The organism is Singulisphaera photorubra (assembly GCF_045290345.1).
Classification (GTDB): Bacteria; Planctomycetota; Planctomycetia; order Isosphaerales; family Isosphaeraceae; genus Singulisphaera.
In genome coordinates, this window is the sequence record NZ_CP155447.1 from 801,600 (window position 1) to 815,126 (window position 13,527).

At 62.0% G+C, this 13,527-nt stretch carries 10 protein-coding genes and 5 tRNA genes; all 15 read left to right on the forward strand.

Translation table 11 applies throughout. From position 1 onward, the window contains the following. Nucleotides 1–277 precede the first annotated feature (277 nt). The 15 genes from V5E97_RS02985 to rpoB all read left to right on the forward strand — a co-directional run bounded on the left by V5E97_RS02985 (nucleotide 278) and on the right by rpoB (nucleotide 13,046). Nucleotides 278–1,951 (forward strand): sigma-70 family RNA polymerase sigma factor, encoded by a 1,674-nt coding sequence (locus tag V5E97_RS02985; protein WP_406697808.1) that lies wholly within the window; start codon nucleotides 278–280, stop codon nucleotides 1,949–1,951. 336 nt (nucleotides 1,952–2,287) lie between these two features. Then, nucleotides 2,288–2,360 (forward strand) — tRNA-Thr (locus V5E97_RS02990). Between the two features lie 101 nt (nucleotides 2,361–2,461). Then, nucleotides 2,462–2,543 (forward strand) — tRNA-Tyr (locus V5E97_RS02995). Nucleotides 2,544–2,693: 150 nt separating this feature from the next. Next, nucleotides 2,694–2,764, forward strand: a tRNA-Gly gene (locus tag V5E97_RS03000). Nucleotides 2,765–2,874: 110 nt separating this feature from the next. Next, nucleotides 2,875–2,947: transfer RNA gene (locus V5E97_RS03005), tRNA-Thr, on the forward strand. A gap of 157 nt (nucleotides 2,948–3,104) precedes the next feature. Continuing rightward, nucleotides 3,105–4,316 carry an elongation factor Tu gene (gene tuf, locus V5E97_RS03010; RefSeq protein ID WP_074309862.1) on the forward strand — a complete coding sequence of 404 codons (1,212 nt, stop codon included), beginning with the start codon at nucleotides 3,105–3,107 and terminating at the stop codon, nucleotides 4,314–4,316. A gap of 79 nt (nucleotides 4,317–4,395) precedes the next feature. After that, the gene (rpmG, locus tag V5E97_RS03015; protein WP_015244128.1) at nucleotides 4,396–4,548 is read left to right on the forward strand and encodes a 50S ribosomal protein L33; all 153 of its coding nucleotides are present in this window, start codon (nucleotides 4,396–4,398) and stop codon (nucleotides 4,546–4,548) included. Nucleotides 4,549–4,695: 147 nt separating this feature from the next. Continuing rightward, nucleotides 4,696–4,768: transfer RNA gene (locus V5E97_RS03020), tRNA-Trp, on the forward strand. A gap of 153 nt (nucleotides 4,769–4,921) precedes the next feature. Continuing rightward, the gene (secE, locus tag V5E97_RS03025; protein ID WP_406697809.1) at nucleotides 4,922–5,458 is read left to right on the forward strand and encodes a preprotein translocase subunit SecE; all 537 of its coding nucleotides are present in this window, start codon (nucleotides 4,922–4,924) and stop codon (nucleotides 5,456–5,458) included. A gap of 114 nt (nucleotides 5,459–5,572) precedes the next feature. After that, on the forward strand, nucleotides 5,573–6,355 hold the full coding sequence (gene nusG / locus V5E97_RS03030) for a transcription termination/antitermination protein NusG (RefSeq protein ID WP_406697811.1): 783 nt from the start codon (nucleotides 5,573–5,575) through the stop codon (nucleotides 6,353–6,355). A gap of 105 nt (nucleotides 6,356–6,460) precedes the next feature. Then, the gene (gene rplK / locus V5E97_RS03035; RefSeq protein ID WP_015244125.1) at nucleotides 6,461–6,886 is read left to right on the forward strand and encodes a 50S ribosomal protein L11; all 426 of its coding nucleotides are present in this window, start codon (nucleotides 6,461–6,463) and stop codon (nucleotides 6,884–6,886) included. Nucleotides 6,887–7,047: 161 nt separating this feature from the next. Continuing rightward, on the forward strand, nucleotides 7,048–7,725 hold the full coding sequence (gene rplA, locus V5E97_RS03040) for a 50S ribosomal protein L1 (protein WP_406697812.1): 678 nt from the start codon (nucleotides 7,048–7,050) through the stop codon (nucleotides 7,723–7,725). A gap of 34 nt (nucleotides 7,726–7,759) precedes the next feature. Further along, a complete protein-coding gene (gene rplJ, locus V5E97_RS03045; RefSeq protein WP_406697813.1) occupies nucleotides 7,760–8,353 on the forward strand; it encodes a 50S ribosomal protein L10 in 594 nt (197 codons plus the stop codon). A gap of 183 nt (nucleotides 8,354–8,536) precedes the next feature. Further along, nucleotides 8,537–8,941, forward strand: a complete 405-nt coding sequence (gene rplL, locus V5E97_RS03050) for a 50S ribosomal protein L7/L12 (protein WP_015244122.1) — start codon at nucleotides 8,537–8,539, stop codon at nucleotides 8,939–8,941. A gap of 397 nt (nucleotides 8,942–9,338) precedes the next feature. After that, the gene (gene rpoB / locus V5E97_RS03055) at nucleotides 9,339–13,046 is read left to right on the forward strand and encodes a DNA-directed RNA polymerase subunit beta (RefSeq protein ID WP_406697814.1); all 3,708 of its coding nucleotides are present in this window, start codon (nucleotides 9,339–9,341) and stop codon (nucleotides 13,044–13,046) included. Nucleotides 13,047–13,527 lie beyond the last annotated feature (481 nt).

Below are 13,527 nucleotides of genomic sequence, written 5' to 3' on the forward strand. Positions count from 1 at the left end.
AAACGGGCGTTTCAATCTCGAAGGAAGCGGTCGATACCGTCACCGATGTCGGAGATCAACGCGTATTTACGACCTAAAGGCACTTGGTTTGCGTAGTACAAATTGCGCGAACCTGGGAAGCGGACTCGCCCTCAGGAAGGGAGAGGGCTTTCTTGAAGTGAAGAGGGATGCGAAGATTTAAATAAGATGAGTGAGGCGTACCGGTCGGTATTCCCCACGGATGACGGGCCGCAATGGGTTTGAGGATGAGGGGTTCGCCTGGGGGAGAATTCCGAGGATGGGGAGCAGCTATTGCCACCCGGCTCTGAAACAACTGAAGGAGCAGCAGGCTCGTTTCGCCCCGAAACAGGAGCGTCTCGAACAGGTGGATCGGGCCGAGACGTTGCTGGGGGAGATTCAGCCGGAGAAGCAGTATCCGTATGAATATCTCTGGTATCGGATCAAGGGCTATCGTCCCGAGACGGCCCCCGAGCTTCTGCTGGAGGGGAGTGGGGTTCGGCACGACCTCCGGCTCTTCATTGAGGACCTCTCAGGGACGGTAGGGCAAGCGGTCGAGCAAGCGGCTGAGCCGGTGCTGACGGTCGAGGCGGTCTCGCTTCGCTTCAACGTGTCGACCCGGACGATCACGCGGTGGCGGCGGCAAGGGTTAGTGGCCCGACGGTTTGTCATCGACGGGCGCACCAAGGTCGGGTTTCTCGAGTCGAGTGTGATGCGATTCGTTGAGTCGCACCGCGATCAGGTCGACCGAGGAACTCGTTTCCGAAATCTAACCGACGAGGAGCGTGACGAGATCATTCGTCGCGCTCGTCGGATGGCGCAGGTCGGCCAGGGGGGCCTGGTTGAGATTGCGCGGAGGATTGCTCGAAAAATGGGACGCTCCACGGAAACCGTTCGAACGACTCTGAAGAGCTACGACCGCAGTCATCCCGACCGGGCCATCTTTCCCCCGATGGCCGGGCCTCTCGACGAGGAGGCCAAGGGACAAATCTACCGACTCTATCGCCGCGGCGTTTCGGCCGAGGTTCTGGCCACGCAATTCGGTCGGACCCGCTCGAGCGTCTATCGCGTTATCAACGAGATGCGCGCCTTGCGGATCTTGAGCGTCAAGCTCGAATTCATGGGGCACGCGAGCTTCGACGATCCCGCGGCTGCCGAGTCCATCCTGGGACCGATGCCTCTGCCGACCGACGGTAAAGCCCCGCGCCGCACCAAGGCCCCCAAGGGACTTCCCCCTTACCTGGCCAGCCTCTACGAGGTCCCCTTACTCGGCCGCGAGCAGGAAGCCCACCTGTTCCGCAAAATGAACTACTTGAAGTGTCTCGCCAACCGGCTCCGCGATCAGATCGATCCCGGCCGAGCCCGCACTAGTGACCTCGACGAGATAGAACGACTCCAAGAAGAAGCGCTGGCGGTCAAGAACCAGATCATCCGCTCCAACCTCCGGTTGGTCGTCTCCATCGCCAAGCGGCACGTCGGTCCATCGAATAACTTTTTTGAGCTGGTCTCCGACGGGAACATGTCGTTAATCCGAGCCGTGGAGAAGTTCGACTACGCTCGAGGCAACAAATTCAGCACATACGCCTCGTGGGCGATCATGAAGAACTTTGCGCGAACGATCCCCGAAGAGAACTACCGTCGCGACCGGTTCGTCACCGGTCACGAGGAAATGTTCGAGGCGGCCGCTGACACCCGGATCGACGAGCACGAATACGAATCGGCCCAACGTCGCAACCAGGAAGCCGTCAAGGGCATGCTCGGACGCCTCGACGATCGCGAACGCCGGATCATCATCAGCCGGTATGGGATCAACGGGGTCAGCGAGCAGACCCTCGAACAACTCGGCCGCGAACTCGGCATCACCAAGGAACGCGTACGGCAGATCGAATCGCGTGCCCAAGACAAGCTTCGCAAGATCGCCATCGAAGAAAAACTCGACCTCCCCATGCTCTAAAACCAGTGACTTGCACGAAAGAACGAAGTTTTCCGGAAGATCCCCTTGCACCCGCCACGACGACTCGCTACTATTACCGACTCACGACGTTGCTCACAAAAAAACGAGTAACATCGAGTCTGGCTACGACCGCGTTTCACCGGCGGCCTTCCAAAGATCGCCTCCGGACGAACGCGGTCGTCTTCGCTCTGAATACCCGATGGTGAAACCAACGGGTATCGCCCTCAGCCCCAAGGGCTTTGTGGCAAGCAGACGAAAACCGCCGGAACCGTGAAAAAGTGATCTTGAAACTCTCGAACGCGGCGGTATATTTAGAAATTTCACGGCCTTGCCAATGCTGGCGTAGCTCAACTGGCAGAGCACCGGTTTTGTAAACCGACGGTTGTGAGTTCGACTCTCACCGCCAGCTCTCTAGTTCTGCCCTGGCGAATTGAGCACGTGAGGTCTGAAACAAGAAGAAAACGCAGGCCAAGAGAAGTGATGTCGGTGTAAGGGACATGAGTCCAAGTCGGGTGGATACCCAAGTGGCCAAAGGGGGCAGACTGTAAATCTGCTGGTTCTACCTTCGCAGGTTCGAATCCTGCTCCACCCACTGCCGAACCGTAGTGACAAGAGGTCCTCAAGAAAAAAAAGGAATGAAAGGGCCTCGTGAACTAGAGCGAAATCAGGTAAGTTCATTCAGACCCAGGATCAAGCCAAGAACGAGTCTCCCCGATCCATCGGCCTTAAGGTCGCCTAAATCGCGGGTGTAACTCAATGGTAGAGTACCTGCCTTCCAAGCAGGCAACGTGGGTTCGATTCCCATCACCCGCTCTCAGGTCCGAAAGCGGGGAGTGCGGGCTTGGCTGATTCCTTGAGGTTCCTTGAGCAGAACTGAGTCGCCCGAATTCTGCTCTCGCAACGTGTTCGGTTTTGAATCAAATGCTGCCGTGGCTCAGTTGGTAGAGCGCGTCCTTGGTAAGGACGAGGTCCTGGGTTCAAATCCCAGCGGCAGCTTTTGGGCGACGCCCAAGTCCGGGCGGTGCGAGTTGGACCCAGAGGTCGGCCCCAGGCCGCTGGGTAGTCCCGCCCGGAGCGGACCATTGTTGACGTGTGGGGCGGCTGGGCGGGTCCCCGCCAAACGAACACCAGGGATGCCGTAAGGCGCTAAGCAATGGCAAAGGAAACGTTCACCCGGACAAAACCACACGTCAACGTGGGAACGATCGGGCACATCGACCACGGCAAGACGACGCTCACGGCAGCCCTCCTCTCGGTTCTCGCCGCTCATGGCCAGGCCAAGAAGAAGGATTACAAGGACATCGCCAAGGGCGGAACGGTCCGCGACGCCAACAAGACGGTCACGATTGCCGTCTCGCACGTCGAGTATGAGAGCGAAAAGCGCCACTACGCCCACATCGATTGCCCGGGTCACGCTGACTATATCAAGAACATGATCACGGGTGCCGCCCAAATGGACGGCGCGATTCTCGTGGTTTCGGCGGCCGACGGACCGATGCCGCAGACCCGCGAGCACATCCTCCTGGCTCGTCAGGTCGGCGTCCCCGCCTTGGTGGTCTTCCTCAACAAGATCGACCTGGTCGACGATGAGGAGCTGTTGGAGTTGGTCGAAATGGAGCTGCGTGAGCTCCTGACCCACTACAAGTTCCCCGGCGACGAGATCCCGATCACCCGCGGTTGCAGCCGCCCCGCCTACGAGAATCCGACCGACCCGGTCGCAGCTCAGCCGATCCTCGACTTGGTTAAGTCGATGGACGACTACATTCCCGAGCCGGTTCGGGCGGTGGACAAGCCGTTCCTGATGCCGATCGAAGACGTGTTCTCGATCAAAGGTCGTGGTACCGTCGGCACGGGCAAGATTGAGCGTGGTTCGATCAAGGTTGGTGAAGCGGTCGAAATCGTTGGCTTCAACGCCAACAAGAATTCGGTCGTCACCGGCGTTGAAATGTTCCAGAAGACGATGGACTTCGGCCAGGCCGGAGACAACGTCGGCGTGCTCTTGCGAGGCATTGAAAAGACCGATCTCGAGCGTGGGCAGGTTATCTGCAAGCCCGGATCGATCACCCCGCACACCAAGTTCGAGGCCGAGGTCTACGTCCTCTCGAAGGACGAAGGTGGACGGCATACGCCGTTCTTCAAGGGATACCGGCCCCAGTTCTACTTCCGGACGACCGACGTGACCGGCTCGGTTTTGAACCTCCTCTCGGAGGACAACAGCGAAGCCGAAATGTGCATGCCCGGCGACAACATCAAGATGACCGTCGAGCTGCACACCCCCATCGCGATGGAAGAGAACCTGCGGTTCGCCATCCGTGAAGGGGGCAAGACCGTCGGCGCCGGCGTTGTGACCAAGATCCTTCAGTGAACTTGATCTGTGCAATTTGCCGCCAGCCGCTCCTTTTCAGGGCGGCGGCGGCCGTTCGCACCGGCGCGGGAGTGGGTAGATGCGCGAGTACGTCTGGCTAGAATGCACCGCCTGCGGAGACCGGAACTACCGGACGCAGAAGGAAACACGCGGTGCCGATCGTCTCGAATTGAAGAAATACTGCCGGCGCGATCGCAAGCACACGCCGCACAAAGAATCGCGGAAGAAGTAGGCGACTCAGACGAAATGTTATGGTCCGGACCCGGCGGACGGCGAGTTTGCCGTGCCGGGCCGTCCCATTTCCGATGGAAACAACAACGGCGCTGGTGCCGGGCTTCGTAGTCAAGCTCGGCCGATCCGTTCAGGGGGTTTGTTAGCGACGAGCGTAGCTCAATTGGTAGAGCACCGGTCTCCAAAACCGGCGGTTGGGGGTTCGATTCCCTCCGCTCGTGCTTCTTGGCCGAAGAGGACCGACTTGATTCGGATTCTCCGACGCCTCCGATAGGTCCCCTCGGATGAAAACCCGAGGCCTCCCCCCGAAAACGTGACCGCGAAACGACCTCCACGAAGTTGTGTCCCGTCCACTTGCACGCGAGAAAGTAGCCATGGGCAAAGTCAAAGATGGAGCGCCGGCGTCGAAGGCGTCGAAGCCCCCGAAGGCGGGGGCAACGGGAGGAGGATCCAAGCGCCGCAAGGATTTTGCCCTGTTCGTCACGAACCTCTTCAGCGCTAGCCTCCACAAGCCGAAGCAGGGACGTCACGCGCGGATCTACACCGCCGCTGGCCTCGGAATCATCGTGGCATTGGGTCTCTGGCGGCTCTACGACACGCTCCTCTCTTCCACTCCGGGGATCCGGTTCGGCGTCCCCGCGGCGCTCGGCCTGGCGTTCGCCTGGTTCATCTTCCGCCTGGTGGAATACCCTCCGTTCGTTGAGTTCCTGATCGCCACCGAAGCCGAGATGAACAAGGTCTCGTGGACCAGTCGCGACGATCTCTACCGCGCCACGACCGTCGTGCTCTCGACCGTCGTCCTGATGTCGGTCTATCTGTTCGGGGTCGACTGGGTGTGGTCGAACCTGCTTCAGATCCTCGGTGTCCTGAAATTTGGAGGAGGGGGAGCGTTCGGCTCGAATGCCGGCTAACCCCGACCCGTCCCCTTCCGGCCGCCTCCGGTTCCGCCGCGGCGGTCTCCGGACTCCTCGCGTCCCGTTGGTGGTTTCCCCTGGTCCTTGGCCTCCATCCCCGCATGGCGTTGCATGAGTCACCCGACTGACGAGATCCCCGATTCGGTCCCACCCGGCAGCGGGTCCTTGGGGCCGGATGAACCGCCGACCGTCGCCGCGGAGGATGAATCCCCTGCGTTCGAAGTCGAAGAGCAGACCCCCGACGGCGGCCAGCCGATTGAATCGGCTCGACTTGCCCCGGAACCCGAGCCAGTCGCAAAATCCGAACCCGAGTCGAAATCGAAAGCGGCCAGCCCGGTCGTGGACGACGACGAGGAGAAGATCGAGCTGGTTTGGTACGTGCTCAAGGTCCAGAGCTCGCGTGAGGATACGATTCGCGACGCCCTCGAGCGCCGGGTCAAGATCCAGGGACTCGAACGCTATTTCAGCCGGATCGTGGTCCCCACCGAAAAGATCACCGAGATCCGGAACAACAAGAAACGGATCGTCGAGCGAAAAACCTATCCCGGCTATATCATGGTCGAGATGGAGCTCAACGAAAAGACCTGGTTCACCGTCCGCGAGACTCCCGGTGTCGGCGATTTCGTGGGGGCGCATGGCACGCCGACCAAGATGACCGAGACCGAAGTCAACCAGATGCTCGGCCAGGAAACGGCCAAGACGGACAAGGTCCCGACGATCCGGATCAACGTCGAGCGCGGCGACCGGGTGAAGATCAAGGACGGTCCGTTCGAGAACTTCGAAGGGACGGTCGAGGAAGTGATCGAGGCCCGCGGCCTGGTCAAGGTCATGCTGATCATCTTCAACCGGCCCACGCCGGTCGACCTCGAATACTGGCAAGTGGAACCTATCTGACCTGAGGAAACGCGGGATCCACGGCGTCGCGGTGTGCGGGATGGGTGAGAGCGATCACCATCCCCCGGCCGCCGCGATCCATAACGGACCCGACGGGAGACGACGATGGCCAAGGTGATGACGGCGAAGGTGAAGCTCCAGTGTCCGGGCGGGCAGGCGACCCCCGCGCCTCCGGTCGGGCCGGCCCTTGGCCAGCATGGTGTCAACATCGGTCAGTTCGTGATGCAGTTCAACGACCGAACGAAGGACATGAAGGGGACGACGATCCCGGTCGAGATCACGATCTACTCCGATCGCTCGTTCGAGTTCATCACCAAGAGCCCGCCCGCCGCCGTTCTCTTGAAGCAGACGGCTGGTGTGGCCTCCGGGTCGGCCGAGCCGCACAAGACCAAGGTCGGCAGCGTGACCGCCGAACAAGTCAAGAAGATTGCCGAGACCAAGATCGCCGACCTCAACGCACGCGACATCGAGCATGCCTGCCGCATCATCGCGGGCACAGCGCGGAGCATGGGGATCGAGATCAAGGGTTGAAACGGCCCCTGGTCCAATCACCGTGAAGAGCAGCCACGGCTCGGGGCGGGATATTCCCGGTCCCCGGCCCCCCTTGGCGCGACCGCCCGCCCTTGGGGAATCCCGATCGCGACGCGATCGGGTGACAGTACGGCGGCAGCCCTCCGGAAAGGAGCGCGAACTTGCCTAGTCAGTCGAAACGCTATCGCGCCTTGCGCGAGAAGGTGACCGAAGATCCGGTCCCTCTCGAGGATGCGATCCGCCATTTGAAGACCTTCGGGACGACGAAGTTCAACCAGACGGTCGAAGTGTCGACCAACCTGGGGATCGACCCGCGTCAGAGCGACCAGAACGTCCGTGGCTCGGTCGCCTTGCCGCACGGGATCGGTAAGAGCGTTCGGGTCGCCGTGTTCGCCCAAGGTGAAAACGCCGAGAAGGCCACGGCCGCCGGCGCCGACATCGTGGGTGGCGACGACCTCGCCGCCAAGATCAAGGGGGGATTCCTGGACTTCGACGTCGCGCTGGCGACCCCGGACATGATGGGTGTTGTCGGCCCGCTCGGCCGGTTGCTCGGTCCCCGCGGCTTGATGCCCTCGCCGCGATCAGGCACCGTGGCGACCGACATCAGCTCGGCGGTCCGCGAGTTCAAAGCGGGGAAGATCGAGTTCCGCAACGACAAGGGAGGCAATGTCGCCGCCCCGGTCGGCAAGCTGAACTTCACCGACTCGCAGCTCTTCGAGAACATCACGGCATTCCTGAAGCACCTCCAGACGGTCAAGCCGGCGGCCGCTAAGGGGACTTACCTCCGCTCGGTCACCATCTCGGCCACCATGAGCCCGGGTATCCGGGTCCTGGCGTGACCGGCAACCGCCCCAGCGAGGCAGCGACGCGATCATGAGCAAATACGTCAAAGAATTGATGATGGACCAGTTGAGGACCGACCTGGACGGCAGCCGTTCGGTCCTGATCCTGGACCTCAAAGGGCTGGGCGCGGTCGCCGAACACCAGTTCCGCCGCGACTTGCGCAAGAAGTCGATCAAGATCCGGACTCTCAAGAACACGCTCGCCCGCCGGATCTTCTCTGAGATGGGGATGGATGGACTGGCGCAGTTCCTGGAAGGACCGTCGGTCGCCGTCTGGGGCGGCGATGGAGTCGCCGAACTGGCCAAGGAGATCTCCACCCAGGTCAAGGCGCTGAAGAAGCCCGAGATCAAGGGGGGAGCGGTTGATGGCGTCGTCATCGGCCCGTCTCAGGTCGAGGACATCACCAAGCTGCCCAGCCGCGAGGCCTTGATCGGCCGCGTGGCGGCGATGGCCATGTCGCCCGCCCAGCGTGTGGTGTCGTTGGCCAATGCTCCGGCCAGCGGACTCTTGAGCCAGCTGAAGACTCTGTCCGAAGGCGCGCCGGAAGACGACGCCGCGACTGAGCCCGACGCTGAGGCCGAGGCCGCCGACGCTTCGGCCCCCGCCACCGAGGCGGGGGGCTGACCCGATTGTACTCCAGAGCGCCCACCCTCTTTGCCAAGGGGTAGGACGTCCCCGGCGTGGTGCCGGGGGACGAAGGCGCTTTTTTGATCCGCATTCATCCGCCTTTTTTGGTATTCGACACTCTACGTCGCCGGGGGCAACCGCCCTCGCCGAAGCTGCGTAAAGGAAAGGACCTCACGACTCATGTCCACCGCCGAGACCGCGACCTTCGCCGACAACATCAAGACCCTGGGCGACTCGATCGTCAAGCTGACCGTCCTGGAAGCCAAGGCCCTGGGCGACTACCTGGAAGAAGTTCACGGCATCAAGCCGGCCGCTGCCGCCGTTGTCGCGGGTCCCGCCGCTGCCGCCGCCCCGGTTGAAGCCGCCGCGGCTCAGACCGAGTTCGACGTGGTCCTGGAAGCGTTCGGCGCCAACAAGATCAACGTGATCAAGGTCGTCCGCGCCGCCACCGGCCTCGGCCTGAAAGAGGCCAAGGACGCCGTCGAAGCCGCCCCCAAGGCGATCAAGACGGCCATCTCCAAGGAAGACGCCGAGAAGCTCAAGAAAGAGCTCGAAGAGGCCGGCGCCACGGTCAAGATCAAGTAATCCGCCTCGGACCGACGGAATCCGGGACCGCTTTCGCACTCCGGGTCGTGTTGAGGAAGCCGCGACGGTTTTACCGTCCAGCGGCTTCCTCAATGCCCATGGATGAGACGAGGGGCGAGTTGACCTGGACCGAAACGTCTCGTGACGAACCCCGTCGTTTCCGTTCGCGACGACGCCTTGTCCGGCTACAGGCCGCGTGCAAGACGCCCGCCGCTCCCTCGAATCGCTCGAATCGCCCCGGTGGCGGCCTTCAGGCCGAGCGCCGGGGTGTCTCGGCGCGCGGGCAGGTCGGCACGACCTCCTCATGGGATGGTCGAGACCGGCGACCCTTCGAAACGCCCAGTCGGACCGGCCGACGGCCCGCGCCCAACCATCTCCCCTTGAGGAGCGCGACGATATGCCCACCGCGACCACCGTACGTCGGATCACTCCGCCCACACAAAAGAATTTCGGCAAGATCTACGACGTGTTCCCGGTTCCGGACCTGACCGAGATCCAGACCCGCAGCTATGAGCGATTCCTTCAGGCCGACATCATCGCCGAAGAGCGGGCCGACAGCGGCCTCGAAGGGGTCTTCCGGGAAATCTTCCCGATCGAGAGCTACGACAAAACACTGAAACTGGAATACATCAAGTTCGACCTGGGCAAACCGCGCTACGAACCCGACGAGTGCCGTCAGCTCCGCCTGACCTACGGCCGGCCGCTCCACGTCTGGCTCCGCCTCAACAAGGGGGAAGCCGCCATCGAAGAGTCGGTCTACCTCGGCGATATGCCGATCATGATCGGCGGCGGTGAGTTCATCATCAACGGCGCCGAACGCGTCGTCGTCAGCCAGCTCCACCGCTCTCCAGGCGTCGACTTCGTCGTCGAGATCGAAGCGGGCGACCGCAAGCTCCATGCCTGCCGGATCATCCCCGAACGCGGCAGCTGGATCGAGCTCCAAGTCACCAAGAAAGAGACGCTCGGCGTCCGGATCGATCAGTCGGGCAAGTTCTCGGCGATGACCCTCCTTCGCGCGATGAGCCCGCAGTTCTCGTCCGATGAGGCAATCCTCTCCTCCTTCTACGAGCCCGAAGCGGTGGATACCGGCGACAGCGCCTCGGCCGCCCTGCTCGAAGGACGGATCGCCTGCGGCGACATCGTCGATCCGGCCACCGGCGAAGTCTTGATCGAGAGTGGCTCGACCATCTCCAAGACTTCGGCCCAGGTCCTGGCCGACGCCAGCCTCGGTCCCGTCATGGTCCTCAAGGAAGCGAAGGATCCCCTGATCCTCCACTCGCTCCAGGAAGACCCGACCACCGACCACGAAAGCGCCTTGCTCCGGATCTACCAGCGACTACGACCGGGCAACCCCCCGCAGCTCGAGAAGGCCAAAGAACTCTTCCACGAGAAGTTCTTCGACACCAATCGCTACCGCCTCGGCAAGGTCGGCCGGTTCCGGATCAACCGCAAGTTCAGCCAGACGATCCCCGAAGACCAGATGACCCTGGATCCCGAGGACTACGTCAACGCGATCCGGTACATCCTCAACCTCCGCAAAGGCAAAGGCCAGGTCGACGATATCGACCACCTGGGCAACCGCCGACTCCGAACCATCGACGAGCTGGCCGCCGACGAGCTCCGCAAGGGGTTCCTCAAGCTCCGCCGCACCGTCCAGGAGCGGATGAGCCTCAAAGACGCCGAGGACATGACCCCGCGTTCTTTGATCAACCCCAAGAGCATCAGCGCGGCGATCGAGTACTTCTTCGGCCGCGGCGAGCTCTCGCAGGTCGTTGACCAGACCAACCCGCTGGCTCAGCTCACCCACGAACGTCGGCTCTCCGCCCTCGGCCCTGGTGGTTTGAACCGGAAACGAGCGGGCTTCGAAGTCCGCGACGTCCATATTTCCCACTACGGCCGAATCTGCCCGATTGAAACTCCGGAAGGAACGAACATCGGTTTGATCAGCTCGTTGGGGATCTACGGCGGCGTTGACGAGTACGGCTTCCTCGTCACCCCTTACCGCCAGATCACCCACGGGCATCGCACCGAGAACGTGGTCTGGATGCGGGCCGACGAAGAGAGCGAGGCTTATCTCGCCCCGGCCGACGCCCCCACCGAAGACTCGGGCAAGCTCAAAGGGCCGAGCGTCATCGCTCGCTACCAAACGGACTTCCACACCATCCCCGTCGACCAAGTCCAGTACATGGACATCTCGCCGAAGCAGATGGTGGGCGTCTCGGCCGGCCTGATCCCGTTCCTCGAGCACGACGACGCCAACCGCGCGTTGATGGGCTCGAACATGCAACGTCAGGCGGTCCCCCTCCTGGTGGCCGAGCCGCCGATCGTGGCCACCGGCCTCGAGCGCTCCGTCGCGATGAACTCGGGGATGATCGTCAAGGCGCCCGCTGACGGCACCGTGACCTACGTCGACTCGTCGCGGATCATCATCGACCACAACCAGATCTACAAGCTCCGCAAGTACGTCGGCCTCAACGAGCGGACCTGCTTGAACCAGAAGCCGGTCGTCGAGCCGGGTCAGCAGGTCAAGAAGGGGCAGATCCTGGCCGATGGCGCCGCGACCTACCTGGGCGAACTGGCCCTGGGCCGCAACGTCCTGGTCGGCTTCATGGCCTGGGACGGCTACAACTTCGAAGACGCCATCATCATCAGCGAACGACTCGTGAAGGAAGACGTCTACACGTCTATCCATATCGAGGAGTTCGAGATCGAGATCCGTGAGACCAAGCTGGGACGCGAGGAGTTCACCCGCGACATCCCCAACGTCTCCGAGAAGGCGCTGCGGAACCTCGACGAGAACGGGATCGTGCGGATCGGCACCTATGTCAAGCCGGGCGAAATCCTGGTGGGCAAGGTGGCGCCGAAGTCCAAGAGCGAACTGACCCCCGAAGAGAAGCTGCTCCACGCCATCTTCGGCCGGGCCGGCGAAGACGTCAAAAATGACTCGCTGGAAGTCCCCTCGGGCGTCGAAGGGATCGTGATCAACACCCAGCGGTTCAGCCGGCGAATGAGCCTCAACGAAGACGAACGCAAAGTCTTCGAGAAGGAACTCAAAGACACCGAGCAGCTCGAGAACGTCAAGATCTCGGAAGAGTACAAGCAGCTCATCAAGGCGCTGGAAGAGGCGGTGGACGGCCCGGTCCTCGACCCGTCCACCGGCAAGCCGTTGGGCCGTGAAAAGGACCCGAAGATCCTGGCCGAGGAGAGCGAGCGGTTCAAGCTCGAAGCGCTCGACCTCCGCAGCCCCGAACGAGCCGTCGAAGCGCGGAAAGTGGTCCGCCAATACGCTCCCCGAATCGAAGCGTTGCGAGACGAGAAGGACCGTCGGCTGAACAGCCTGAAACGGGGCGATGAGCTCCCCTCGGGCGTTCTCCAGATGGTCAAGATCTACATCGCGACCAAGCGAGTCATCTCGGTCGGCGACAAGATGGCCGGTCGGCACGGTAACAAGGGGGTTATCGCCAAGATTCTCCCCGAAGAAGATATGCCGTACCTGCCCGACGGTACCCCGGTCGAGATCCTGCTTAACCCGCTCGGCGTGCCTAGCCGTATGAACGTCGGTCAGATCCTCGAGACCCACCTGGGCTGGGCCGCCGCCAAGCTCGGGTTCCAGGCGATCTGCCCCGTCTTCGACGGTGCCAGCGAAGACACGATTCGTAAGTGTCTCAAAGACGCCGGCCTGCCCGAAAACGGCAAGGCTCTCCTCTTCGACGGCCGCACCGGCGAGCAGTTCGACCAGCGCGTGACGGTTGGGTATCTCTACATGCTCAAGCTTCACCACCTGGTCGACGACAAGATCCACGCCCGAGCCACCGGCCCGTACTCCTTGATCACCCAGCAGCCGTTGGGTGGTAAGGCTCGGTTCGGCGGCCAGCGGTTTGGTGAAATGGAAGTGTGGGCACTCGAGGCCTACGGGGCCGCCTACATCCTCCAGGAACTGCTGACGGTCAAGAGCGACGACGTCGAAGGACGAACGAAGATCTACGAGTCGATGGTCAAGGGGGAGAATACCCTCGAGGCCGGAACACCCGCGAGCTTCGACGTCTTGACGAACGAGATCCGCGGTCTCGGGCTCAACATGCAGCTCGAGAAGAAGCGGATCTGACCCCAAGACCGCTGCGGACGTGGCCGTCTGGTCGGATCACAGGAAAATTGAAGCGCCGGGGCAGGTTTCGACCTGCCTCGGCCTGACCTCTGTGATGGTTCGCTCGTCGTCGAGCGTTCAATCCCGACCGGATCGTCAACGCTGGGAGACCGGGACTCAGCCCTTCAGGCCCCGATCTCTTGGTTCCGTTTGCAGGCGGGAAGCCGTCGACTGTCCGCAACATGCGGAAGGGATTGGATCAGGGACAGACCCGCGGTGACATTCGACCCCATCGAATCAGGCCGCCCTGAAACGACGCCAAGTCCTGGCTCAACCAACGAGTCCATGTCGGACGGAATGGAGATGACTGTTAGCGATCATGGCATCAAGGGTTCTTTGCAAAGCCCTGGGGGTAGGAAGACGTTGCCCCGGTCTCCCTCTTGGTATGAGGGCGGACCTCAATCCTGTCAGGTCGGCGCCCCAAATAATGCCCTTGTCAAGC